This is a genomic window from Actinoplanes sp. NPDC051475 (assembly GCF_040689425.1).
Lineage (GTDB): Bacteria > Actinomycetota > Actinomycetes > Mycobacteriales > Micromonosporaceae > Actinoplanes.
In genome coordinates this window covers 346,481-371,627 of the sequence record NZ_JBFAZZ010000001.1, presented here as the reverse complement: position 1 = coordinate 371,627, position 25,147 = coordinate 346,481, and the positions used below count along the sequence as shown (strand labels likewise).

Sequence of the window (25,147 nt, the reverse complement as noted above, 5' to 3'; positions counted from 1 at the left end):
TCGTACTCCTTTTCTCGACCCGATCAGGGCGAGGCCTGAGCGCGGTGTCCCCGGGGGTTGGGGACACCTAGGCTGCTCCAGCAGTGACGCTATGCATCGATGGCGGTCACCGAATCAGGGAAAACCCTTGTCGGCAGTTTCTGCGACAGCTGGGTCCTCGAACGCACGCCGAGCTTGCGGTAGACCCGGGTCAGGGTGGCCTCGACGGTCTTGACGCTCAGGAACAGCCGGCCGGCTATCTCGCGGTTGCTGGCCCCGTCGCGCACGAGCGCCGCGATGCGTGCCTCGGTGGACGTGAGACCCAGGTCGGACGGGGGCGCGGCGGATCCTTCCGGACGCGCCAGCGCCCGCTCCGCCTGCTCGGTCCACGGCTTCGCGTCCGCGGCGAGGAACAGGGCCAGTGCCGAACCGAGGGCGCCGCGGGCGGCCGCGTACCGGCGGCGCCGCCGCTCCGCCCCGCCCTGCACCAGCAGCGCGTGGGCCTGCTCGAGGGGCTGGCGCAGCTCGGCGAAGTGCCGGGCGGCCGCGGCGGACAGCACCACCGCCGCGTCGGCCCGGCCCTGCTCGGACAGGACCATCGCGGTGGCCCGGTCGAGGTAGCCGTCGAGACCCGGGGTGGCGCCGAGTCGTTCGGCACCTGCCCGGGCCACGGCCAGCACCGTCACCGCCTCGTCGTGCTCGCCGAGCGCCGCCAGGCCGGCCGCGAGATCGCCCTGCCAGCGCACGATCATCGGGTCCGTGGCGCCGCCCTCGAGGTCGCGCAGCCGGCGCAGGGTGGCGACCCCGGCCCGGGTCTCGCCGGCGCGAAGCTGGGCCTGGCCGAGGGCGTGCAGGTTGCGGCGCAGGTAGAGGCTGTCACCCTCCTGTTCGGAGGCTCGCACCCCGCGGTCGGCGTACCCGGACGCGGCAGCGAGGCTGCCCCCGGCCAGCTCGGCGACGGCGGCCGTGTACCAGGTCGGGCCGGGGCTCAGGCCGGCGTCCTGGGCGGCGGCCACGGCGCGGTGGGCGTACCGCAGGGCGTCCCGGCAGCGGCCGGCCCGGGTGGCCACCTCGGACAGGCTGCGCAGGATCTCGACCAGGGCCTCGCCCGTACGGTCGTGCTCGGCGACGGCGAGCAGAACGAGCAGCTCGGCCCGGGCCTCGTCCAGGCGATCGTCCATCATGGCGAAGCGCGCCGCCAGGTAGCGGGGGCTGAGGTGCAGCCAGCCGGGCACCTGCGGGGCGGGCAGCAGCAGGGCCCGCCGTAGCGTGCCGGCCCACTGGGACTCGCCTCGCAGCCGCTGCACCTGGGCCAGGGCGCTCAGCGCCATCGCCTCGGTCGTCCGGTCCCCCGCCGTACGCGCGGCCGCGGCCGACTCGGCGGCGCAGATCGCGGCGGCGTCCGCGTCCCCGCCGATCATCGCCGCCCAGGTCAGCCGCAGCCGGACCGGCGCGAGCAGGGCCGGGTCGGCACCGGCGTCGTTGAGCGCACCGGCGAACATCTCCCCCATGCCGGCCAGTGCCTGACCGGCCAGGTCGAGCAGCACGAGCCGGGCCCGGACGCGGTGCGCGGGCGGGGCGTCGGCGGCTGCCAGGACGGCCTCGGCGGCGCGCCCGGCGATCGTGGGTGCCCCGGCCGTGGCAGCGGTGCCCGCCGCGGTGACCAGCCAGTCGAAGCGCTGCGCCGCGAGGCTGCGCGGGCAGCGGTCGGCGGCGAGCAGGAACAGCTCGGCGGCCGTACGCCCGGCTCCCCGCCGCTGCGCCCGCGCGGCGGCGTCGACGAGGTCGCGGGCCACGTCGGCGTCCGGCCGTCCGCTGCGCAGCGCCCGGTGCCGGACGGCCACCGTCTCGTCCAGCGCCGCGTTGGCGAGCGCGTCGTGGACCCCGGCGCGGCGGGCGGCCCCCGCGTCCTCGGCGAGCACTGCGGCGAGCGCGGGCGGCGTGAACCGGATCAGCTCGCCGTCGATCTCCACGATCCCGGCCTCGGCGGCGATCCGCAGGTCGCGGTCGGCGTCCTCGTGACCGGCCCGCACGAGCACGGTCAGCGTCGGCTCGGTGGCCAGGGCGGCCACCAGCAGCGTGCCGGTGACCGCGGGCGGCAGGGCGGCGACGCGGCGGCGCAGCAGGGCGCGTACCGCCTCGGGCAGCGGCGCCGGCCGCCAGACGGGTCCCGGCTCGACGGCACCGAGCGCCAACGCGAGGAAGGGGTTGCCGCCGCTGGCCTCGTGCAGGCGGGCGGCGGTGCGGCAGGGCAGGCCCCGGGCCTCGAGCAGGGCCGTCAGGTCGCCGGCACCGAGCGGCGGGACGGGCAGATCCGCCACCGGAGCGGGGCAGAGCCGGGTCGCCCGGTGCCGGCCGCCCTCGCCGGGGAAGCGCTGCGCGGCGACGACCCGGACCCGCGGCCCGGGACGGCGGCGCATCGCGAAGCCGATCAGCTCGGCGGACTCGGCGTCGAGCCACTGCACGTCGTCGAGGACCAGCAGCACGGGACGGGTCCGGGCGCAGTGCGCGAGCAGGCCGGGCAGTACCATCCGGCGGGCCAGGGCGGGAGCACCCGCCCGCGGCGCCGCGCCCTGACGCAGCATCGCCAGGGCCGCGCGGTGCGCCGGGGTCAGGGCGGCGACGGCGTCCGGCGGCATCTGCGCCACGAGGTCGGCGATCCCCGCGTACGGCAGGAGCGCCTCGGCCGCGGCGGGCCGCAGCCGCACGACCAGCTCGCCCCGCGCCGTGGCAGCGGAGGCCACCGCGTCGAGCACCGCCGTCTTCCCGGTCCCCTCGGGCCCGCGCAGTGCCACCCCACCGCCCGCGGCGAGGCGGTCCTCCACAGCGGCGAGCAGCGGCCCCCTGCCGAACAGGGTGGTCGCCGCGGGCCGCGCTTCGGTGTCCAGGGCCGTCTCCCCCGGTGAGAGCCATCAAGGGCCTCAGCCTAAGGAAGTTCTCAGGAAAGCATCAATGCCTTCGCATGTGTCAATCATGAAGCCGCTGGTCAGCGGCCCGGCAGCGAGGCCTCCAGATTCAGCCAGCGATCGGTCAGCTGCCGCCGCCGGCACGCGACGAGGTGGCTGGCGAGGATCGCCGGCTGGCCGCCGCGCACGCACGCGTCCGCGCCCGCGGTCAGCACGGCAGCCACGAGGTCGGCCCGGGCGTCCTCGTTGACGAGGGCCACCACCCGGGTCCGCGCGGAGATCACCGCCCGCGCGGCCCGGACGTCCGCCTCCCGGGCGCCACTGATCAGCACGATCTCGTCGGCACGGATGTCGCCCGGGTCCGCGGCGAACCGTACGGTCCAGCCCGCGGGCAGGTGCGAGCCGAGCGCGGCGACGCGTCGCGGCTGCCCGAGCACGGCGACGACCGGATCCGCGCGCTGCCGGTCGAGGCCGGGCACCGGCACGGCGGTCGAGTTCGGCGCGAACGCCCGGTTCTGGTCGCTGCGGTTCAGCTGCACAAGCATCTCGGACTCCCCCAAGCCGTTCCTCACCGTCGGCGCCCACTCTTCGCTCCCAGGCTGGGGTGGTCTTGTGCGGCACCTGTGCGTCTGTTGGCAATGCCTGACCAGTGCCGTCGCCTCGTAGGGTCGCGGTCATGACGCGGATCATGGTGTGCGGGATGGGCGGGACGATCGCGATGACGACCACGGCGGGCGGAGGCGTCGCTCCGGCGCTCACCACCCGGGAGCTCACCGCGGCGATACCCGGGCTGGCGGCACTCGGGGTGGACCTCGGCCTTGTCGACGTCTGCAACGAACCGAGCTCGTCGCTGCGGCTGGCGGATGTGATCGCCCTGTCCCGTACGGTCGCCCGGCTGCTCGCGGAAGGCGCGGACGGGATCGTGGTCACCCAGGGCACGGACTCGCTGGAGGAGTGCGCGTACCTGCTGGATCTGCTGCACGACGGCCCGCAGCCGGTGGTCGTCACGGGCGCGATGCGCAACCCCGCGCTGGCCGGCCCGGACGGGCCGGCGAACCTGCTCGCGGCGGTCACCGTCGCCGCTTCCCCGGCCGCGCGCGGGCGTGGGGTGCTCGTGGCCTTCGCCGACGAGGTGCACGCGGCGGCGCGGGTCCGCAAGGCCCACTCGGTGCGGGTGACGGCGTTCGCGTCGGCGGCGGGCGGGCCGGTCGGGCAGCTGGTGGAGGGGGTCGTGCATTTCGCCGCCCCGCCGCCGGGGCGGTTCGTGGTGCCCCGCGGTGAGCGGGTGCCGCGGGTCCCGGTGGTCGTCGCGGCGCTCGGTGAGGAGGCGCCCGAGGTCCCCGCGGACGCCGAGGGGCTGGTGGTAGCGGCGTTCGGTGCCGGGCACCTGCCCCGGTGGTGGGTCGAGCCGCTCGCCGCGGCCGCGTCGCGGATCCCGGTCGTCCTGGCGTCGCGCACGCTCGCCGGGCCGGTGCTGTCCGCCACGTACGCCTATCCCGGCTCGGAGAAGGACCTGCTCGCCCGCGAGCTCGTCCCGGCCGGCCTGCTGAATCCGTGGAAGGCCAGGATCCTGCTGGTGGCGACGCTGGTGGCGGGCGCGGACCGGGACCAGGTGGCGGCGGCGTTCGCGGCGGCGGGCGGCCTCGGCGAGCCCGGCCGCTGGCCCTGGCCGCCGGCCCGGCCCTTGTAGCCGGCATGCGGCTTTCAGGCGGAGGCGCGCGCTACGACCCGGATCGCGCAGGCCAGGTCCAGCACGGGCTCCGGCTCGCCGTGGACGGCGGCGAGGACAGCAGTCGCCAGGTGTACGGCCACCGCCGCCTGGTCGGTGGTGACCGTGGTCAGGGCGGGGGTGGCGAGCCGGGCCGCCGGGATGTCGTCGACCCCGATCACGGCGGGGCCGTCCGGGGTCTCGCGGCCGGCGAGCACCGCCAGAGCCACCTCGTCGTTGTACGCACACACCGCGGTGACCCCGGACGCGCGCCACTCCCGGACCACCCCCGCGGCCGGCTCGGGCTCCAGCGGGACCGTACGCACCAGAGGCGGCGCCAGCCCCAGCTCCGCGCACCGGGCGCGCACCCCTTCGAGGCGCGGGTCGGCGAAGGCGCGGACGCGGTCGTCGTCCGGGTACGCGTACCCGATCCGGGTGTGACCGGCCGCGGCGAGGTGGGCCGCCTGGAGGTTCCCGATGCGCTGCTGGGGACCCTCCGGGGTGTCGGGACGGCTGAGCGGCGCCACCACCGGCGCGACCCCCGCCCCGAGCATGGACTCGGTCTCCTCGGCGGAGAAGCGCCGGAAGGAGAGGACGGCGGCCGGGTTGATCGACCGCCACAGGTGGCCGGCGGGCCGGCGGGTGCCGGGGTGGGCCAGGAACGTCAGGCCGGCGCGGTCCAGCTCGGCGGAGAGGTTGGCGAGCAGCGCCCCCACCTCGTGGCCGATGGGCCAGTCCGGCAGCAGGCAGAGCACCACGTCCGAGCGCCCGGTGCGCAGCGTCCGCGCCGCGGCGGACGGGGCGTAGCCGAGGCCCGCCGCGGCGTCCAGGACGCGGGCACGGGTGCCGGCGGAGATGGTCTGGTGCGGAGTGTTGTTCAGCACATAGCTGACCGTCGCCCGGGACACGCCGGCCAGGCGGGCGACGTCGGCGCTCGTGACGCGGCGGGGCGTGACGTCGTTCATGGCACTGACCTCCCGGCGGTCTTGCCGTGGCCGCTCGCTGCTGTCTACGGTACTGAAACGAGCAAGTTACACGTGTCAGTTCCGAAGAGGGCCGATGAGCACAGCACCTGAGTCCGAGCCCGCCGCCCTCGTGAAGTCGCTGGACCTGCCGGCGAAGGTCGCCCTGCTGACGGGCGCGACGGCGTTCACCCTCGCGCCGCGGGAGTCGGTCGGGCTGGGCGAGGTACGGCTCTCCGACGGCCCCACCGGCGTACGCGGCCTCAAGTTCAGCGGCGGCCGGGTCGTGGCGCTGCTCCCCAACGCCACCCTGCTCGCCTCGTCCTGGAGCGAGGAGAGCCTGGCCGAGGTGGGCCGGCTGCTCGCCGAGGAAGCGCTGGCCCAGGGCATCCACGTCGTGCTCGGCCCCACCGTCAACCTGCACCGCTCCCCGCTGGGCGGGCGGCTCTTCGAGGCGTACTCGGAGGATCCGCTGCTGACCGGCCGGCTCGCCGCCGCGTACGTGCGCGGCATGCAGGAGCTGGGTGTCGGCGCGACGCTCAAGCACCTGGTCGCCAACGAGAGCGAGACCGACCGCAACACCGTCGACTGCGTGCTCGACGAGGCCACGCTGCGCGAGGTCTACCTGCTGCCCTTCGAGATCGCGATCGACGACGCCGACGCGTGGTCGGTGATGGCGGCGTACAACTCGGTCAACGGGGTCACCGCGACCGAGCACCGGCACGTCAACGCCGGGATCGTCAAGGGCGAGTGGGGCTACCGCGGCCTGATCATGTCTGACTGGTTCGCCACCCGGACCGCGACCGCCGCGGCCAACGGCGGACTCGACCTCGTCATGCCGGGTCCGGACGGCCCCTGGGGCGACGCGCTGGTGGCGGCCGTCCGCGCCGGCGAGGTGGACGAGTCCGTGATCGACGATCACGTCGGCCGCCTGCTGCTGCTCGCCGAGCGGGTCGGCGCGCTGGGCACCCCTCGCGACCACCCCGGCGACCTGCCCGCCCCGGACAGCCCCGTACGCCGTGAGCAACTGACCCGCCTCGCCGCCCAGGGCATGACGGTGCTGCGCAACGAGGGCGGCGTCCTGCCCCTGGACCCGTCCCTGACGGTGGCGCTGGCCGGGCGGCACGCCGTCGAGACGATCGGGATGGGTGGCGGCTCCGCGCAGGTCAACCCGCCGTACCAGGTGAGCGTGGCGGAGGGCCTCGGCGCGGTGCTCGGCGACCGGCTGACCGTGGTGGACGGCGTCGAGGTGCGGACCCGGCCGGTGCCCGCCCGCGGCGGTTTCCTCACCGACCCGGTCACCGGCGAGCCCGGCATCCGCGTCGTCCTGCGCGACGCGACCGGCACCGTGCTGGAGCAGCGCCACGTCGCGGCCGCCACCACCATGGTCGGCATGGACGACGACTTCGAGGGGACGGTCGCCACCGCGGTCCTGTCCGGGATCGTCACCCGCTCCGGCGCGGTCGAGCTGGGCGTGCTCGGGGTGGGCCGGTGGACCGTCCGCACCGGCGGCGACGAGCGGTCGTTCGAACTGCGCACCTCCGGCAAGGGTTTCGGCGAGGAGGTGCTGACCCCGCCGATCTCCACCCACGTGTACGAGGTGAGCACCGGCACCCTGTTCGAGGCGACCGTCGAGCTCCCCGCCGGCACGGAGGTGTTCGGCGGCGCCGGGCAGTTCGGGCTCATCGGGCACGAGGCCTCCCGCGAGACCGTTGACGTCATCGACGAAGCCGTCCGCGCCGCGGCGTCGGCCGACGTGGCGGTGGTCGTCGTGGGTCTCACGGAGGAGCAGGAGACCGAGGCGGTCGACAAGCAGACGCTGCACCTGCCCGGCGCGCAGAACGCCCTCGTCGAGGCGGTGGCCGGGGCCGCGCGGCACACGGTCGTGGTGGTCAACGCGGCGACCCCGGTGATCATGCCGTGGCGCGAGCGGGTCGACGCGGTGCTCTGGGCCGGCCTGCCGGGACAGGAGGCCGGGCACGCGGTCGCGGCGGCCCTGCTCGGCACGGTCGAGCCGGCCGGGCGCCTGGTGACCACGTTCCCCAAGGACGACGGCAAAAGCCCGGCGTGGTCGGTGACCCCCGTCGACGGCGTCCTCGCATACGAGGAGGGCCCGTTCCTGGGCTATCGCGGGCACTTCGCCGGCCGGGCCCCGGAACCGGCCTTCTGGCTGGGCCACGGCCTCGGCTACGGCCGCTGGGAGTACGCGGACGCCCGCCTGATCAGCGGCGACTCCCTCGCCGTCATCGTCACGGTGACCAACACCGGCGACCGGGAGAGCCGCGAGGTGGTCCAGGTCTACCTCCAGCCCGCCAACCTGGCCGAGCCGGTACGCCTGGCCGGGTGGGCCGGGGTCACCGTGCCGGCCGGCGAATCCGCCCGGGTCACCGTGGAGACCGACCGCCGGATGTGGCGCAAGTGGGACACCGAGGCGAACGCGTGGGGCAGGGTGGCCGACGGCGGCGAACTGCTGGTCGCCCGCGGCCTGGGCGACATCCGGGCCGTCCTGCCGATCGGCTGAGGGGATTATCCGGCGCGGAGCTGGGCACCCAGCGCGCATGATCACGACGACGACCGCCGTGGCCGCGCTCCGCGAGCTGGGCACGCTTCTCAAAGACACCGGGTACGCCTTCACCACCGTCACCCCCGCTACGCACGCGCGGGTCAACGCCCGGCCGGAGAACGCGCTCGCCCGCGACCTGCGCGACGTCCTGGGCTGGAGCCGGCCGTTCGACCCGGAAATGCTGCCGGCCGGCATCCTCGAGCTGATGGACGCCGCCGGGGTGCTGGACCGCGGCGGTGACCACTGGCGCAGCCGGGTCCGGTTCTCCACGTACGACGGAGAGCTCTTCGTGCACTCGGCGTTCCCGACCACGGCCGCCGACTCGGTGTTCTTCGGCCCGGACACCTACCGGATGGCCGACGCCGCGGCGGCACACGTCGAGGGCCGGGCGCGGCCCGTGCGGCGTGCGGTGGACATCGGCTGCGGCACGGGCGCCGGCGCGATCACGATCGCCAAGCGGGCAGCGGGCGCCGAGGTCCTCGCCGTGGACATCAACGACGCCGCGCTGCGCTACACCGAGGTCAACTCGGCGCTGGCCGGCACCACCGGGGTCCGTCCGTGCCACAGCGACCTGCTCTCCGGCGTGCACGGCGACTTCGACCTGATCATCTCCAACCCGCCGTTCATGATCGACCCGGCCGGGCGCGCGTACCGCGACGGCGGCGGCCCCGAGGGCCACGGCCTGTCCCTGGCCATCCTCGGCACGGCCGTCGAGCGGCTCGCCCCGGGCGGATCCCTCGTGCTCTTCAGCGGTACGGGCATCGTCGACGGTCACGACCCGCTGCGCGCCGCGGCCGAGAAGCGCCTCGCGGACACGGATCTGGCCTGGACCTACCGCGAGGTCGACCCCGACGTTTACGGCGAGGAGCTCGACGGTGACGCGTACGCACACGCGGAGCGCATCGCCGTCGTCGTCCTCACCGCGACCCGCCCGTGACGGCGGCACCGACCCTGGGGGTCGAGGAGGAGTTCCTGCTCCTCGACCCCGAAACGGGACAGAACGCGCCCGTGGTGGAGAAGGTCATCGCCGCACTGCCGGACGCGGTCCGCGGCCAGAGCCGGCTGGAGTTCCGGCACAGCATGCTGGAGATGGTCACGCCGGTCTGCACCGGCCTGGCGGATCTGACTCGGCAGCTCACCAGCCTGCGCCGCGCGGCGGCCGAGGCGGCGGAGGAGGCGGGCGCCCGGCTGGTCGCCGTCGGCGCCACCCCGATCGCAGACCCGGTCCGGGAGCCGACCGACAACGCTCGCTTCCACGCCATCGCCCGGCACTACGGGCCGATCGCGTACGACGCCGCGGTCTGCGGTTGCCACGTCCACGTCGGGGTGCCGGACCGGGACACCGCCATCCGGGTCAGTAACCGGCTCCGGCCGTGGCTGCCGGTGCTCCAGGCGCTGACCGCCAACTCGCCCTTCTACGCGGGCTCCGACACCGGCCACGCCAGCTGGCGGTCGATCCAGCTCACGCGCTGGCCGGCGCTGGGACCCACCCCGCACTTCGACTCCGCCGAGGACTACGACCGGACCGTGGCGGTCCTGGTCTCTTCGGGCACCATGCTCGACCACAGCATGATCCTCTGGTACGCCCGCCCGTCGGCCACGTACCCGACGGTGGAGATCCGCGTAGCCGATGTCTGCCCCACGGCGGAGGACGCCGTGCTGCTGGCCGGGCTCGTCCGCGCCCTGGTCGCCACGGTCTCCACCGCGGACGGTCCGGCCCCGCGGATCCCCGACCACCTGCTCGAGGCCGCGCACTGGAACGCCGCGCACACCGCCATGGACGCCGCCCTGCTCGACGCGTGTACGGGCGTGACCCGGCCGGCCTGGGAGCTGGTCGGGGACCTGGTGGAGCTGGTGACCCCGGCCCTGCGCCGGCTGGGCGACGCGGAGCTCGTGGCGGCCCAGCTGGAACGGATCCGCGAGCAGGGTACGGGCGCGGCCCGTCAGCGCCGGGCCCTCGAGGCCGGCGGGGACATCCGGGCAGCGCTGGCGCAGGTGACCGTTTCCCCGTAACTTGACCTCCAGGCGCAATAGACGATCCTGGATGGCACCCATGGCCGATCAGTTCACGATCGTGACGGACCCCGTCGGCGACTCCGTGGCGCTCTCGGCGCTGTTCGCGGTGCTGCCGATGCTGACGCTCTTCGTGCTGCTCGGCGCGGTCCGCATGCGGGCCTGGCTGGCGGGGCTGATCTCCCTCGCGGTGGCCCTGGTGGTGGCCGTGGCGATCTACTCGATGCCGGTCGGCCAGGCGCTGCTGTCGGCGAGCGAGGGCGCGGCGTTCGGCTTCTTCCCCATCCTCTGGATCGTCATCAACGCCATCTGGGTCTACAACCTCACCGTCGTGAGCGGACACTTCGACGTGCTGCGCCGCTCGATGGAACGGGTCAGCCCCGACATGCGCATCCAGGCGATCATCGTGGCGTTCTGCTTCGGCGCGCTGCTGGAGGCGCTCGCGGGCTTCGGCACCCCGGTCGCGGTGACCGTGGTGATGCTGATGGCGCTCGGCTTCCCGCCGCTGCGCGCGGCCTCGGTGGCGCTGATCGCCAACACCGCGCCGGTCGCGTTCGGCGCGCTCGCGACGCCGATCGTCACGCTCGGCACGGTGACGTCGGGCGCCAGCGACGACCCGCGGCTGACCACCGAGACGCTCGGCGCCATGGTGGGCCGGCAGACGCCGCTGCTGGCGGTGGTCGTACCGCTGGTGCTGGTCGCGGTCATCGACGGCCGCCGCGGGATCCGGCAGACCTGGCCCGCGGCGCTGGTCGCCGGCGCGGTCTTCGCGGTCGCCCAGTTCCTGGCCTCCAACTACGTCTCGGTCCCGCTGACCGACATCATCGCCGCGCTGCTGGCGGCTGCGGCGGTGATGGTGCTGCTGCGGTTCTGGCGCCCCGCGGAATCACCCGACCTGCACGCTGCACCGGCTGTGGGCGCCGCGCCCACCGGGGGCACCTCGCCCACTGAGGGCGCTGCGGCGGGCGGGCGGGCCGTTGTCGGCACCGCCGAGCGGCGGGACACCGCAGCCGAGGTGGCTCGCGCCTACGCCCCGTACCTGATCATCATCGTCATCTTCTCGCTCGCGAACCTCGGGCCGATCAAGGCGGCGCTGACGAAGGAGCCGTGGACGGTCGCCTTCGGCTGGCCCGGCCTGCACGTCCTCGCCGCGAGCGGCAAACCGCTGGCGTCGACGACCTTCACCCTGGGCTGGCTGCCCGCGGCCGGCACCCTGATGATCCTCGCGGGCATCCTGACGGCGGTGGTGCTGCGGATCCGGCCCGGCCGCGCCCTGCGCGCGTACGTCACCACGTACGTCGAGCTGCGCCACGCGATCGTGACGGTGATGGCGGTGCTGGCTCTCGCGTACGTGCTGAACCAGTCCGGCCAGACCTCCACGCTCGGCGAGTTCCTGGCCGCCGCGGGCGGGTTCTTCGTGGTCCTGTCGTCGATGCTCGGCTGGATCGGTGTGGCGGTGACCGGTTCGGACACGTCGGCCAACGCGCTGTTCGGCGCGCTGCAGGTGCAGACCGCCGAGCAGGCCGGTCTGGACCCCCTGCTGCTCGCCGCCGCCAACTCCTCCGGCGGCGTGCTCGGCAAGATGATCAGCCCGCAGAACCTGGCGATCGCCGCGTCGGCGGTGGGCATGGCGGGCCGCGAGGGTGACATCTTCCGCCGGGTGGTGGGGTGGAGCCTCGGGCTGCTGCTGGTGATGTGCCTGCTGGTGACGCTCCAGGCAAGCCCGGTGCTCGACTGGATGGTCCCCTGAGGCCCGTCACGGTCCATCCGTGAGCGTCCCGGTCAGCGACGGGCCCGGCAGCGACATCGCGGCGTCGGGCCCCGAGGACGTCGTCGCGAACCGCAGGCTCCGATCCGGCTCGGCGACGCCGTCCGCGACCGTGGGCACCACGAAGTCGGCACCGGTCTCCCCCGGCGGCACCACCAGCGACGTCCGCAGGTCGGTACGCGACAGCGGACGCGGCGGTGCCGCCGGCTGCCCGGTCAGCTCGAACAGCCAGCCGGGCTCGACGTCGGTGGTGGACACCTCGGAGCCTGCGGGCGCCTCGGCGACGAAACCGACGGTGACGGGACAGTCCGCCGGCGCGGACAGACTCATGTGCCAGCGCAGGGCGGTGCCCTCGGCCGCGTGGGGCGGAGGTGACGCCGTGACGGCCGGGAGGGGGTCGTCGTCGCGGACCAGCAGCCCGCCGTCGTACGCACCGACGACGACTCCGCGCAGCGCCCGGACGCGGAGCCCGAAGCCGTGGTCGTACCCGTACCGTTGATTGCCCTGGATCGTGATCGGCACGTCGATGGTGGTGCTGCCGGCCCTGACGTCGAGCCTGGTGGCCGTCGTCGTGGACGTACCGGAGTCGCTGAGGAAAGCGGTCACCGCGCCGGAACCCTCGCCGGTGACGGCGACCGGGATCCGCACCGAGCGCTCGCCGCCGTCTCCCTCGTCCATCGTCACGTGGCCGACGTCCACTCGGGGCAGCTCTGCCGGTTCGGAACGCGGCGTGCCCGCCCGCCAGCCCCAGGCGTCGATGAGCCACGCCTGGCCGCTCGCGCTCCGGGGCACCAGCTCCAGGGCGGCGACGGCGCCGAGGTCCACACCGGCCGATGCGGCGGCGCCCAGCGGTACGCGCACCTCCTGGGCCCAGTGCGCCGTGGTGCGCCCCGAGCTGGGCAGGCCGTCGGCGGTGACCTCTCCCAGGACTGCGCGGCGGCCGCCGGTGTCGGTGACCGCGAGGTCCATCCGGGCACCCACGAGGTTCGGCGCCACGATGAGGCGCAGGGCCAGGTCGGTGGCGCCCCGCACCGATACCGGGCCGGGCGGCCGCACGGTGACCGAGGCGCCGGCCTGCGACCAGGACATCGCGACGGCGTACCGGTCCGGGTCTGTGCCGGAGGCGAACGGCACGAAGTGCGGCGAGGGCGGGTTGTAGCGGCCGAGGGCCAGGCACAGCGCGGACGGGTCGGTGCTGACCTGGGCGCACAGCCGCCCGCCGGTCACCCGGGTGGACGCGCCGGGCAGCACCAGCGGGCTGCGGTTCCCGCCGAGGGCGTGCTGGAAGACCCGCGCCGGGTCGGCCGACGGTGCCCGCAGCCCGGATCCGTCGAGCAGCCCCCGCACGGCGTCGTCGCCGGCGACGAACAGGCGCGCCGCCGCGGCCAGGTACGTGGCGGCCATCCGCTGCTGGGCGCCGGCGCTCAGCCGTCCCGGCGCGGACCCGGCACAGGCGGCGTCCCCGGAGCCGGCGGCGTCGTCGAAGGCCGGCGCCTCGGCCTGGCCCGGGGTCCATTCGGTGTTGAAGAAGTTGTGGTTCGCGCCGACCACGTACAGGGCCGAGTGCAGCGCGCGGCCCCGGCTGACCCCGCGGGTGGCGTCCACGGCCATCTGGCCCTGGAGATCGGCCACGTCGCCGTCACAGCCGGGCAGGACGGTCACGGACGGCACGTCGGGGACCGGATTGTGTCCCCGGATCGTCGGCGCCAGCAGCACCGTGCCGCGGATCGTCCACCGCACGGCACCGTGGTAGCCGTCCCGGTCCTCCGGGGGCGGTGCCAGGCTGTCCAGCGCCGCCCGGTTGACCCCGTCGGCGCCCCGGGAGTGGCCGGCCAGCAGCACCCGGGACAGGTCCGCGGGCGCGACCGAGCGGACGACCTCCGGGGCGGAGGACCGCTCGGCGCCCGCCCACCGGGCCCATCGGGCGAGGTGCAACCGGATCAGGGACGAGCGGGCCTGGGCGCCGCCGTCGTCGGTCAGGCCGTCCTGGGCGTTCACCCCGTCGGCGGAGATGCTGGCGGTGACATAGCCCTGCGACGCGAGGAGCTGCTGAAGCTCCGCGAAGCCGCGGTGGCTCGGCACCGGCGCCGACCCCGCCGGGCACGGCCACTCGCCGCTGATCTCGCCGGGATCGGCGCCGGAGAAGCAGGTGAAGTGCCTGCCGTGCAGGATCAGGACCAGCGGTCGTTCGCCGGGCGCATCGGCCGGGCCCACCACGACGCCCGTCATCTCCACCGGCTGCGGGAACCCGGGCAGGACGACCGGGTCGAGGGTGTACTCGCCCGTCACGGGCCGGTAGGGACCGCGGACGCCCGGATCCACGGCCGCCGGCGCCGCCCGGCGGGCCACGCCGCGCGGCGAGCCCGCTGACGACGGCAGAGCCGCCGCCGGGCCGTCGAGCCGTCGCCCGCCGGCCCGCGCCTGCAATGTGGACAGTCCGATCCCCCGCGGATCCGCCACTTCGAGGGTGAAGGTCCGCAGATCGGCGTCGCCGCGCGCGCGGCCCAGCACCCGGTCGCCGGCGGAGAACTCGACCGTCGCGTCGCCCATCAGCAGCCTCGCGGGTGCCCGCCAGGTCAGCAGCAGACCGGCGCCGCGGCGGGCGGCCGACCATCCCGGCGGCAGGTGCCCGGAACCGGCGGCCGGGACCGGCGCCCCGGGGCGGGGTGGTTCGGCGCTCACGGGCCGGCCGACGGCTGTCGCCGCGGTCACGGCGAGCACGGTCGCGATCGCGATCCTCCGGACACTCATGCGGCAGGACCCTAGTCAGCGAAAAAGGATGACCTGTTACGTCCGCGTCACATGTACGGATGACGCCGCTGTCCACCGTGCGTGAACCGGCGCACACTGGCGGTATGTGGTCGAGGATCAGGGCGGTGTTCCGCGATCGCGCACCGCGGCGGCCGGGAGTTACCGGCGAGGCGGAGACGACGGCGACCCCGGAGCCCGATGCTGAGTACGTGCGGCGCGCCTACGACAGGGCGATCGACTGGTACAAGGTCGCCGAGTCCAAGGCCCAGCTGCTGCTCACGGTGAACGGAGTCCTGGTGACCGTCTACTTCGCCGTTCTCACCGGCAGGGCCGGGCCCGCCGACCGCGCCGCGCGGCTGGTCGGTGGGGAGGCGAGGATCTTCGCGATGGTCTCGGCCGCGATGCGGACCGGCGGTTCGAGGTCACCGCGTTGTCGTACAACCTGGTCAACCTGTCGCACGTGGTGCTCAGGAAGCACCAGTTCGTCAACCTCGGATGGGCGTTGACGGCGACCGCGATCGTGTCCCTCGTTTTGGCGGGCGCCGCCCTGCTGATCCAGGCCTAGACGTAGCCGACGGCTCAGGTCGCGGCGTTCCAGGTGCCGACGACCTGGTTGCCGTGCTCGAAGCCCAGCGTCGACAAGGTCGCCGTGTCCAGCCGCAGCAGGCCGCCGCCGCTGGGCGGGAGGCCGATCCAGCGGGCCCCGGCCACCCGCAGGCTGTGCCCGTGGGCGATGAGGGCCACGTCGCCCCGGTCCAGATGGGTGCGGGCCAGGGCGAGCGCCCGGTCCAGGCGCTCGCCCACCTGCTCCGGCGTCTCGCCGCCCGGGCAGCCGTCGGTCCAGAGCGACCAGGCGGGCCGGGTCTCGCGGATCGTCGCCGAGGTGATGCCCTCGTACTCGCCGTAGTTCCACTCGACGAGGTCGTCGGTGATCTCCGTGACGGTCAGGCCGGCCAGCTCGGCGGTCCGCAGCGCCCGCTTTCGCGGACTCGACAGCACCGCCGCGAAGGTGCGGCCCGCCAGCCTTTCCCCCGCCGCCCGGGCCTGCTGCTCGCCGGTCCCGGTCAGATCCAGATCCGTGTACGAGGTGTGCTTGCCAGCCGCACTCCACTCGGTCTGCCCGTGCCGGATGAGCACGATCTCCGCCATGAAAGCCCCCTGTCCGTTCGCGGTCCTGCCGTCGTCCCGGCCGCGGCCTTGGAGCGAGCCAGGATCGTCCTAGCTTCTCAGGAGCTCCTCGAACGAGGTCGTGAGGGCGAACGGGTCCACGACGCCGGCCGGCTCCCGGCGCTCGATCTCGCGGGCGAGCTCCCGGCCCGCCCGGTCGACCCGGCCGCGCAACTGGCCTTCCGCCTCGTCGCCGCCCCAGTCCTCCGAGGCAGCGAACACCGCGGTGGGCACGACGGCCGCCCGCAGATACGCGAACAGGGGCCGCAGTGCGTGGTCCAGCGCCAGCGAGTGCCGGGCCGTACCGCCCGTCGCGGCGATCAGCACCGGCTTGTCCGCCAGCGTGTCCTTCTCGAGCACGTCGAAGAAGGACTTGAACAGCCCGCTGTACGAGGCGTTGAACACGGGCGTCACGGCGATCAGGCCGTCGGCCGCCGCCACGTCGTCCAGGACGTCGCGCAGGGCCTCGGGCGGGAAGCCGGTGAGCATGTGGTTCATCAGATCGTGAGCCAGATCGCGCAGTTCGACGACCCGTACGGTCAGGTCCACGCCGAGGCCGGCGGCGTGGTCCACCGCCGCCGCGGACAGCCGGTCCGCGAGCAGGCGGGTGGACGACGGCCGGCTCACCCCCGCCGTGACGACGACGAGCGAGCGCTGCTTCATGCGATGGCCTCCTCGGCGGCCTGGGAACGGGCGGCCAGCAGCGACGCGTGGGTCGGGGCCTCGGGCACGTGCGCCGGCTTGAGGGCGGCGAACTCCTTGCGCAACACCGGTACGACCTCCTCACCCAGCAGGTCCAGCTGCTCCAGCACGGTCTTCAGCGGCAGCCCGGCGTGGTCGACGAGGAACAGCTGCCGCTGGTAGTCGCCGACGTAGTCGCGGAACCCGAGCGTACGGTCGATGACCTGCTGGGGACTGCCGACCGTGAGCGGCGTCTCCCGGCTGAAGTCCTCGAGGGACGGGCCGTGGCCGTAGACCGGGGCGTTGTCGAAGTACGGCCGGAAGTCCCGCACCGCGTCCTGGCTGTTGCGGCGCAGGAACACCTGCCCGCCGAGGCCGACGATGGCCTGGTCGGGGTCGCCGTGGCCGTGGTGGGCGAAGCGCTCGCGATACAGCGCCACCATGCGCTGGGTGTGCGAGGCGGGCCAGAAGATGTGGTTCGCGAAGAAGCCGTCGCCGTAGAACGCGGCCTGCTCAGCGATCTCCGGGCTGCGGATCGAGCCGTGCCAGACGAACGGCGGGATGCCGTCGAGCGGGCGCGGGGTGGATGTGAACGACTGGAGCGGCGTGCGGTATTTGCCCTTCCAGTCGACGACCTGCTCGCGCCACAGCCGGTGCAGCAGGGCGTAGTTCTCGACGGCGAGCGGGATGCCGGCGCGGATGTCCTTGCCGAACCACGGGTAGACCGGGCCGGTGTTGCCGCGGCCCATCATGAGGTCGACCCGCCCGTCGGCGAGGTGCTGGAGCATCGCGTAGTCCTCGGCGATCTTGACCGGGTCGTTGGTCGTGATCAGCGTGGTGGACGTGCTCAGCAGCAGCCTCTCCGTCTGCGCCGCGATGTAGCCCAGCATCGTCGTGGGCGAGGAGGGGACGAACGGCTCGTTGTGGTGCTCTCCCGTCGCGAAGACGTCGAGCCCGACCTCCTCGGCCTTCCGGGCGATCGTCACCATCGCCTTGATCCGCTCGTGCTCGGTCGGCTGCCGCCCGTTCGTGGGGTCGGGCGTGACGTCGCCGACGGTGAAGATCCCGAACTGCATGACCCGCTCCTGAGCTCTCTGTCGGGACCACCGGCCCCGGATCGTCCTGCACAACATACTTGACTGAGCAATTATTTCATAGTCAAAGACATAGCCGGCTCCTCCCGTTGCCGCGGGTGGCGGTCATGCCCTGCAATTGACTGATAGCGCTCGATCAATCACTCAACGTGGGGAGACCGCGTGAAGGTCCGGATCAAGATCCTGGTCACGGCGATTGCCGGCGGCCTGACGTATCTGCTCACCAACGCCACCGGGCAACCGGAGATCTGGCAGCTCACCATGTCGGTGTTCGTCGGCGGCATCGTCCTCGTCGTCCAGGTTCTCATCGACTACGACCTGGCGGTCACGGAGTTGCAGACGAAGATGACCGAGCACACCCGCCGCACCGAAGAGCTCGTGGATCGCAGATTCGAACAGGTCAGCGAGGCCACCGCCCTGTACGGGCGCGTGCAGGCCACCGCGCTGCGGGAGGACCAGATGACGCGACTGGTCTCGTCGGCGGCGAGCATCAAGCCGGACGACCACCTGCTGCGCCGCTTCGCCGACTACGAGATCAACCGCCTGGCGCAGCTCTTCGAGGGGCTCGAGAGCGGCTGGGCCTTCTACGAGGGCGAGGATCGTGACTGGCTGCTGGACCTCACGGCCTGCGTCGAGGAGTCGATCGACGCGACGAGCATGACGACCTTCGACACCCCGAAGGGCTTCGTCGACGAGGGGCAGTTCTGGTCGAGCGATCTGGGACAGCGTTACCTGGCCCGGCAACGCCGGGCCATCGAGCGCGGGGTCAAGGTCCGGCGCCTGTTTCTGCTCGAGGATGCCGTCGCGGAGGACGACGAGCGGATCGAAGCCCTCGTCCGGCCGCACAAGAAGATCGGCGTGGAGACCCGGATCCTCCGGCAGTCGGGACTCGATTTCCTCCTGCAGCCCGACCTGTTCGACTTCATCCTGTTCGACGGCCGGTTGAGCTACGAGCTGCGGTCGGCGTACACGCTCGGGCCGGAAGCCCGGCCCCTGATCGCCAGCGTGACGCTGGTGGTGGACTGGCGGGTCGAGGACCGCAGACAACGTTTCGAGCAGATGTGGCGGGACGCCACGGCACGGTGATCCGGCCGGATCAGCCGGCGCCGGCGGCCAGCATCTGCACGACGGAGTCCGCACACCCCCAGGACAGGCTCACGCCCGAGCCGCCGTGCCCATAGTTGTGCACCAGCCGACCCCTGGGCCGCGCCTCCACCTCCAGCCGCACCGTGCTCCGCTCAGGGCGGATGCCGACGCGGTTGCCGAGCACCACGGCGTCGGCGACCGCGGGCACGATGGCGGCGCACCGCTCGACGATCCGGCGGGCGACCGCCTGGTCGGGCACCGGATCGGCGACGTCGTGCTCGGCGCTGCCACCCAGCAGCAGGACATCACCCTGCGGAAGCAGGTACGTCATGTCGACCAGCTTGTCGGTGTACTCGGCGAAGAATTCGGTGACACCGGGATTGAGCACGGCGACCAGCTGGCCCCGGATCGGTTTGACCGTGACGTCGCAGGCCAGCTCACGGGCGCCGGCCCCCGCGCAGTTGACCACCGTCGGCGCGAGCGCGAGAGCCGCGTCCAGCGAGGCGAGCCTCCCGAGCTCCATCGACCCCCCGAGCGCGAAGAACCGCTTCTCGAGATAGCGAAGATATGCGTACATGTCGATGACGGGAAGCTCGCAGTGCCATCCCCTGACGAAGCCGTCCGGGAGTTCCCAGGGCCCGCAGACGCGGAAGCCCGGCAGCCGGGGAGCCCACTCCGGCACGTCGACCACCCGGCGGGAGGCTTCCTTGCCGGCCACGAGACGAACACCCGCATCCTCGTCGCCGGCGAGGTCGACGAGGACGTCGTAGGTGTGGCTGCTCCATTCCGGAACGCGGGGGTGCGTCGCGTACGCGAAGTCCCACATCGCTCCCGCCGCGGCGGATGTCGTGTCCCGGGGCATCTCCGCCGTCCGGATCAGCACCCGCATCCCGTGTTCCGCCAGGCGGATCCCCGTGGTCAGACCCGAGACACCGGCGCCGATCACCACCACGTCCGGTCCGGCCGAGCACATGCGCCGACCCTAGTCGCTACGGGCAAGACAAGGGATAACACAGAGTGGTGAATACGACGAAGGAGTGAGGTCGCGCACGACTACAGTCGCTCGACGCCTTCATCGGCGACGAGCCGCTTCGCCAGGCCCCGGAAAGCCTCGACCGTTCTCGTATTCGCGGTCCTGTACAGCCCGGTGTCCTGGTCGGTGAGCAACTGTTCCTGCCACTGCAGAACCGGATCCAGGGGAATGTCGGCTATCCGGGTGCCGTTGCCCAGCCCGGCGCTCTCCGCGAGCCGGTCGAGCTGCGCCTCGCACGTCTCCAGCCAGGCCAGTTGTTCCTCACGAAGCCGGAGGTCGTCCGGCTGTACCACGGTGGTACGGACGAAGCGGATCGTGTCCCGCAGCGACGATCTCCGGTGCCCCAGGCGCTCGGCGGTCTCCAGAATGCCCTGCGGGCCGTGTACGAGCCCGTTCGCCGCCACGATGTGCTGGCGGGTCCAGCGGTGGAAGATGAGCCACCGGCTGTCCACGTTCGCGAGTTCGGGGGCGGCCGTCGCTTGCAGGGCGATGTCCGTGGCGAACGAACGACCCGCGCTGAGATCGATGATGCCGAGCGTGAACTCCTCGTCGACGCGCAACAGCAGCTGGACGCACCGGTCGACCGCGTTCTTCTCGCTGCGGAACTCGCCGCCTCCCTGGTCGCCCGGGTAAAGGACGAGCCGCCCGGCCCCGGCCGGCCGTTCCCGCAGCTCGTGGCGGTCGGATTCCTTCCAGACGTCGATCGCCCGGGGCACCGGCTCTCCTCGCACGATGTGGCTGTGCAGGCCCTTGCCGTCCGGGACGCCGACCAGGACGCCGGGAAGTTCGAAGATCGCCCCGGCGGTCGGGGAGCCGAAGTCGAAGTCGAGGTAACAGCAGTCGCCGCCGTCGAGCGCGTGCCGGTAGGCGACATTCCCGGCCGTCACAGAGCGCCCGGTACCGCCCTTGTCCGAGGTCGCGAACACGAGCATCTCAGGTCGCACCCCGGTGGGCCGAGCGGGCCGCGGCGAGCATGTCGAGCCTCCGCAAGGCGTCCTGAGCCCACGACACCGCCGTGCCCGGCCGTTCTCCGAGCACGGCATGGGCGCGCTCGAGCACGAACTCGATTCCGGACAGCTCGTCCTTCAGCTTCCCGCCGGCACCCCCAGTGCCGCGGAGGTACTCACTCTGCAGGACGTGGTCGGCCTCGCGGAGCATGTCGGCGGCGGTTCGGGTCAGGTGCGGACTCGCCGGCGGGCGGCCGCTGACAAGGTGACCGACGTCCACGAGGCAGTCGATGACCCGCTTGGTGTGATACCAGGACACGTCCGCCCCGTCCGCCCCGTCCGCCACGAGGCCCGGAAAGGTCCGGGCCGGCTGATCCCACAGCCCGCTGCCGGGACCGTCCACCAGCCGGCGCAGCGACAAGTGGTGCCAGGTGTCCTGAGCCAGCCCGAGGACCCGGTCACGCGCCGGGCCGTTCGTCATCAGACCGGCGAGCCGCAGTGCACCGCGCATCAGCCGGGGGGCGATGTCGGACACTGTCCAGGCCAGTTGCGGCGCCCCACCCGCCTCGCTGCCGCGGAGGGGCTCCTTGACGCCGGGGACGTGCGCCCCGACCACCGCGACGTCGCTGCGGATCGCCCGTTCCGTCACCCGTACCCTCTGCGCCAGCTTGACCAGGACATCCCCCACCCTGATCAGATCCCGCTGATCGACCGCCGTGCCGAGCGTCGGGCCCTGCACCACCATGCCACCGACCAGCAGGCTGTAGTACTCGTGCTCGAGTCCGTCGGTCGTGCGCCACGGCACATTCTCCAGTGGCCACCTTCCCCTCCCGAAGGTGGCCAGCTCGGTCCAGAAGGACCTGGTCAGCTCCGACCGGATCCGCAATCCCTCGGCCAGTTCCGCCTGGTGCCGGTCCAGCAAGCCGAGGAGACGGGTACGCGTCGACAGCAGCCCTTCGATGGCGTCCAGCGCCACCGCCGTGAAGTACAGGTACGGCGCCCGCTCGGCGACACCCGCGGGCTGCCGGCCGACGTCGTACCTTTCGATCGTCTCCGTGTCCCGGACAACGCCCCACGACCAGCCGCACTCGAACAGATGGTTGGGGTTCTCCAGAGCACGGCTCTCCGCGACGCCGGAGCCGCTGACGATGCCGTCGCGGAGCCGGGCGTGGATCGCCCGCATCGTGGCCCGCAGTTCCTCGACGACCTGGCGTGCGGGAATGCCTTCCTCGTCCACCCGCCGCAGCTGTTCGCGACCGAAGTCGTCGTCGACCGTGAAGACGTTGACCGCGAAGCTGCGCATCAGACCCACCATCGCGGCGGTGAGCCGGCGGCGAGCGCCGTCGCGGACCTCCTCCAGTTCCTTGATGAGGTCCTCCCGGGTCAGCGACCTCCGGAATTCCTGCAGAAAGCCGAGCGCGGAGAGCATCAGCGTGACGCTGACGGAAAAGGAGTCGACGACGTCGAGCCGGCGCTGCTCCGCGGTGATCTCCCCGCTCTGGCCGGGCCCGAGGGTGAAGCGCGCGCCACCGGCGAAGACCGGGGTGCCGTCGTCCGTCGTATAGGTGCCGAGGTAGTCCGCGAGCAGCCGGACCAGAAGTACCGGGACGTCGATGTTGTCGCCCATCGCGCACAACGCTTCGCGCACGTCCTGCGCGGTGTGGGCCGGTTCGCCGAGCCGCAAAGGGGAAACCTCGGTCGCCGGTGCCAGAATGCAGAGCAACTGCTCGGCGTCCGCGATGGAGCTCCGTGCCTCGTCCCTGCTCCAGTGCCATCGGCCGTTCTCGTGGGAATAGCGGGCCAGGGCCCGCCAGGCCTCCATGATCTCGTGACGCGGCTGGATCTGCATCGGTGTGCCTCACCCACCCGTCCGTAGGCACAGGACCGTTCACGCCCCGGCATCGGCGATCAGTCGGCTAGTAACCGTCGCGCAGATCCGCGTCGCACACTGTCCGGTTGCTGACACCTCCAGGCGGAAAGCCCCGCCGGCGCCGAGATCGGCGACGGCGGGGCATCGTCTTTCGGCGTCAGCGTCCCTGCAGCGACTTCAGGTTGTCGCCGAAGGTCCAGCCGCGGGAGCCGTCCCAGTTGGCCGACCAGGTCATCAGGCCCTTGAGGCTGCCGTTGAGGTTGTTCCACGACTGGGAGACCAGCGACGGGCTCATGTAGCCGCCACCCGCCCCGGACTGCGCCGGGAGGCCGGGCACCTGCTTGTCGTACGGCACGCGGATCGTCGTGCCCTGGATGGTGAGGCCGTTGTTCAGGCACTGCGTCTGCGTGACGAAGCCCTGCACCGTGCCCGCCGAGTACGAGTCGCCGGAGCAGCCGTACATGCTGCCGTTGTAGTACTGCATGTTCAGCCACCAGAGGCGGCCGTTGTCGACGTACTTCTTGATGATGGGCAGGTAGGAGCCCCAGATCGAGCCGTACGTGACGCTGCCGCCGGTGACGTACGCGGTCTCCGGGGCCATCGTCAGGCCGAAGTTGGACGGCATCCGGGCGAGCACGCCGTCGATGATCCGGATGAGGTTGGCCTGCGAGGTCGAGAGCGTGCCGATGCTGCCGCTGCCGGTCAGGCCGGTCTCGATGTCGATGTCGATGCCGTCGAAGTTGTACTGCTTGAGGATCGGCACGATCGTCGCCACGAAGCGGTCCGCGACCGTGCTGGAGCTCAGGTCGATGCCGGCGGCCGCGCCACCGATCGACATGAGCAGGGTGGCGCCGTCCGCTTTGGCCTGGCACATCTCCGCCGGGGTGGAGACCTTCACGCCCGCGTCCATGCCGTTCTCCCACAGCACCGTGCCGTCGGAGCGGATGACGGGGAAGGCGGCGTTGATGACGTTGTAGCCGTGCTGCTTCAGCCGGCTGTCGGTGATCGGGATCCAACCCAGACCGGGGTGTACGCCGTTGGCCGCGCCGTCCCAGTTCTCCCAGTAGCCGACCAGAACCTTGCCGGCCGGCCTCGACTTCACGGCACAGGTGCCGCCGGGCGGCGTCGTGGTCGGGGGCGTGGTGGGAGGAGTCGTGGGCGGAGTGGTCGGCGGCGTCGTGGGCGGGGTGGTCGGCGGGGTGGTCGGGCCGCCGGTGCACGCGCCCAGGTCACGCCAGAGCGACGGCGTCGAGGCGGGGTTCCAGTTGGCGCCCGGGTAGGCGGTGTGGGTGACCAGGGCCGAGTAGAGGTGGCCGCCGTAGGTGACCTGCGTACCCACGGTGTAGGTATTTCCCTCCGCCCAGGTCGGTGCGCTGCATGCGACGGCGGCCGCCTGCAGCGGACTGCCGGAGACGGCGGCCATGCCGGCGGGCGCGAGCACCACCGTCGTCAGGGTCATCGCGGCGCCGGCTACCAGCGCGAACACGGTACGTCGTTTCCTCATGGCGGCTCCTGACACATCGATGACCAGGGCTGGTTCACCACATCTTGACGTTCGTGAACTTCATTATCAAGGGTTGTTAACAGAAAGCTGAGCACGGCACTGTCCCCGGCCGAGGGATTGCCGGACAGATCCGGTCCACATACCGTGGACCGGACGACCGCGAGCAGATAGGACGCCGACTCGCGATCAGCGCGGCAAGCACGCCATGTGCGACCCTGCAACGGCGAACAACACTGCGCAGGGCGGCCGAGCGGCCGATTCGGGAGGTCGGGACCGACCTCCGCTCCGTCCACCTCTGGAGGCCTCCTTGGCAGAGCCCGTCGCACCACTGACGCTCGCCAACGTGGGGTGGGCCCCGAGCAACGGCGATTTCGACTGGGACGAGTTCGACTCCGACGCCTACTTCGATCACAACTACGGCACCTTGCGTCACGACGACGAGACGATCATCGACATCGTCACGGACTTCTTCCACGACGCGGCATCACATCGGAGTGAGCGCGCGATCGATGTAGGCGCCGGCGCGAACCTCTATCCGGCGTTGACCATGCTCCCCTTCGCGGCCGAGGTCGTCCTCTACGAGCGCGCGTTCTCCAACCGGGAGTGGCTCACGAGCGAGCTGAAGAATCATCACGACTCCTGGTGGCAGTTCTGGGACCGCATCGCCACCGGCCCCGCGGAGCGCAGGGAGTACGCGGCGATCAAGAGCCCGTTCGATCTGCTGCACCGCCGCGCCACGGTGGTCAAGGGCAACATCTTCAGCCTGCGTCCCGGGCAGTTCGACATCGGCACGATGTTCTTCGTCGCGGAGTCGATCACCACTCGGAACAACGAGTTCGAGCGAGCGACCCAGCTGTTCGTCAACTCGCTGAGGCCGCGCGCCCCGTTCGCGGCCGCCTTCATGCGCGACTCCTCCGGCTACCGGGTCGGGAGCCGGACCTTCCCCGCATGCTCGGTCGATGAACGCGACGTGTGGCTGGCGCTGAGTCCGGTCGCCCAGGGTGTCAAGATTCAGACAGTCGAGAGCGATGACCTGCGCGACGGTTATTGCGGGATGATCGTGGCTACCGGGCGGAAGCGGGCCTAGCGAACCCACGGACGGATAGGTGACGGCA

General features: G+C 72.7%; 19 protein-coding genes. 8 read left to right on the top strand and 11 right to left on the bottom strand.

Annotated elements, in window-relative coordinates; all coding sequences use genetic code 11:
• Window positions 1-89 precede the first annotated feature (89 nt).
• Both AB0368_RS01655 and AB0368_RS01650 read right to left on the bottom strand, forming a co-directional pair.
• Window positions 90-2,834: an AAA family ATPase gene (locus AB0368_RS01655; RefSeq protein WP_366152374.1), complete on the bottom strand. Its 2,745-nt coding sequence runs from the start codon at window positions 2,832-2,834 to the stop codon at window positions 90-92.
• Between the two features lie 131 nt (window positions 2,835-2,965).
• Entirely contained in the window at window positions 2,966-3,430 is a 465-nt protein-coding gene (locus AB0368_RS01650) for a hypothetical protein (RefSeq protein ID WP_366151811.1), read from the bottom strand.
• Between the two features lie 131 nt (window positions 3,431-3,561).
• Here AB0368_RS01650 and AB0368_RS01645 point away from each other — a divergent pair, with 131 nt between their 5' ends.
• Window positions 3,562-4,575 carry an asparaginase gene (locus AB0368_RS01645; protein ID WP_366151810.1) on the top strand — a complete coding sequence of 338 codons (1,014 nt, stop codon included), beginning with the start codon at window positions 3,562-3,564 and terminating at the stop codon, window positions 4,573-4,575.
• Between the two features lie 14 nt (window positions 4,576-4,589).
• Here the strand turns inward: AB0368_RS01645 and AB0368_RS01640 are convergent, their stop codons facing one another.
• On the bottom strand, window positions 4,590-5,558 hold the full coding sequence (locus AB0368_RS01640) for a LacI family DNA-binding transcriptional regulator (protein ID WP_366151809.1): 969 nt from the start codon (window positions 5,556-5,558) through the stop codon (window positions 4,590-4,592).
• A gap of 94 nt (window positions 5,559-5,652) precedes the next feature.
• Between AB0368_RS01640 and AB0368_RS01635 the strand changes: the two genes are divergently transcribed.
• The 4 genes from AB0368_RS01635 to AB0368_RS01620 are packed head-to-tail and all read left to right on the top strand — an operon-like array spanning window position 5,653 to window position 11,881.
• Window positions 5,653-8,076: a glycoside hydrolase family 3 C-terminal domain-containing protein gene (locus AB0368_RS01635; protein ID WP_366151807.1), complete on the top strand. Its 2,424-nt coding sequence runs from the start codon at window positions 5,653-5,655 to the stop codon at window positions 8,074-8,076.
• A gap of 37 nt (window positions 8,077-8,113) precedes the next feature.
• Window positions 8,114-9,055, top strand: a complete 942-nt coding sequence (locus tag AB0368_RS01630; RefSeq protein WP_366151806.1) for a class I SAM-dependent methyltransferase — start codon at window positions 8,114-8,116, stop codon at window positions 9,053-9,055.
• Complete coding sequence (locus AB0368_RS01625) at window positions 9,052-10,131, top strand: glutamate--cysteine ligase (protein ID WP_366151805.1); 1,080 nt, start codon at window positions 9,052-9,054, stop codon at window positions 10,129-10,131. The genes AB0368_RS01630 and AB0368_RS01625 overlap by 4 nt, the downstream gene beginning before the upstream one ends.
• A gap of 31 nt (window positions 10,132-10,162) precedes the next feature.
• Complete coding sequence (locus AB0368_RS01620; protein WP_366151804.1) at window positions 10,163-11,881, top strand: L-lactate permease; 1,719 nt, start codon at window positions 10,163-10,165, stop codon at window positions 11,879-11,881.
• 6 nt (window positions 11,882-11,887) lie between these two features.
• On the opposite strand, the gene AB0368_RS01615 is transcribed toward AB0368_RS01620, so the two are convergent.
• A complete protein-coding gene (locus tag AB0368_RS01615; RefSeq protein WP_366151803.1) occupies window positions 11,888-14,650 on the bottom strand; it encodes a hypothetical protein in 2,763 nt (920 codons plus the stop codon).
• Between the two features lie 430 nt (window positions 14,651-15,080).
• Here AB0368_RS01615 and AB0368_RS01610 point away from each other — a divergent pair, with 430 nt between their 5' ends.
• Complete coding sequence (locus AB0368_RS01610) at window positions 15,081-15,215, top strand: hypothetical protein (protein ID WP_366151802.1); 135 nt, start codon at window positions 15,081-15,083, stop codon at window positions 15,213-15,215.
• A gap of 14 nt (window positions 15,216-15,229) precedes the next feature.
• Here AB0368_RS01610 and AB0368_RS01605 read toward each other — a convergent pair whose 3' ends face one another.
• From AB0368_RS01605 to AB0368_RS01595, 3 genes are all read right to left on the bottom strand, one after another.
• Complete coding sequence (locus AB0368_RS01605; protein WP_366151801.1) at window positions 15,230-15,799, bottom strand: histidine phosphatase family protein; 570 nt, start codon at window positions 15,797-15,799, stop codon at window positions 15,230-15,232.
• A gap of 69 nt (window positions 15,800-15,868) precedes the next feature.
• A complete protein-coding gene (locus tag AB0368_RS01600) occupies window positions 15,869-16,480 on the bottom strand; it encodes an FMN reductase (protein WP_366151800.1) in 612 nt (203 codons plus the stop codon).
• Window positions 16,477-17,574, bottom strand: a complete 1,098-nt coding sequence (locus AB0368_RS01595; RefSeq protein WP_366151799.1) for an LLM class flavin-dependent oxidoreductase — start codon at window positions 17,572-17,574, stop codon at window positions 16,477-16,479. Before AB0368_RS01595 ends, AB0368_RS01600 begins: the two co-directional genes overlap by 4 nt.
• Before the next feature lie 180 nt (window positions 17,575-17,754).
• On the opposite strand from AB0368_RS01595, the gene AB0368_RS01590 reads away from it, so the two are divergent.
• Window positions 17,755-18,678, top strand: a complete 924-nt coding sequence (locus tag AB0368_RS01590) for a phosphatidylserine/phosphatidylglycerophosphate/cardiolipin synthase family protein (RefSeq protein WP_366151798.1) — start codon at window positions 17,755-17,757, stop codon at window positions 18,676-18,678.
• A gap of 10 nt (window positions 18,679-18,688) precedes the next feature.
• On the opposite strand, the gene AB0368_RS01585 is transcribed toward AB0368_RS01590, so the two are convergent.
• The 4 genes from AB0368_RS01585 to AB0368_RS01570 form a co-directional block, all read right to left on the bottom strand.
• A complete protein-coding gene (locus AB0368_RS01585; RefSeq protein ID WP_366151797.1) occupies window positions 18,689-19,651 on the bottom strand; it encodes an FAD-dependent oxidoreductase in 963 nt (320 codons plus the stop codon).
• A gap of 80 nt (window positions 19,652-19,731) precedes the next feature.
• Window positions 19,732-20,643, bottom strand: a complete 912-nt coding sequence (locus AB0368_RS01580; RefSeq protein WP_366151796.1) for an SCO2523 family variant P-loop protein — start codon at window positions 20,641-20,643, stop codon at window positions 19,732-19,734.
• Between the two features lies 1 nt (window position 20,644).
• Complete coding sequence (locus AB0368_RS01575; RefSeq protein WP_366151795.1) at window positions 20,645-22,507, bottom strand: SCO2524 family protein; 1,863 nt, start codon at window positions 22,505-22,507, stop codon at window positions 20,645-20,647.
• Window positions 22,508-22,685: 178 nt separating this feature from the next.
• Window positions 22,686-24,032 carry a glycosyl hydrolase family 18 protein gene (locus AB0368_RS01570; protein ID WP_366151794.1) on the bottom strand — a complete coding sequence of 449 codons (1,347 nt, stop codon included), beginning with the start codon at window positions 24,030-24,032 and terminating at the stop codon, window positions 22,686-22,688.
• A gap of 307 nt (window positions 24,033-24,339) precedes the next feature.
• Here AB0368_RS01570 and AB0368_RS01565 point away from each other — a divergent pair, with 307 nt between their 5' ends.
• Entirely contained in the window at window positions 24,340-25,119 is a 780-nt protein-coding gene (locus tag AB0368_RS01565; protein WP_366151793.1) for an SCO2525 family SAM-dependent methyltransferase, read from the top strand.
• Window positions 25,120-25,147 lie beyond the last annotated feature (28 nt).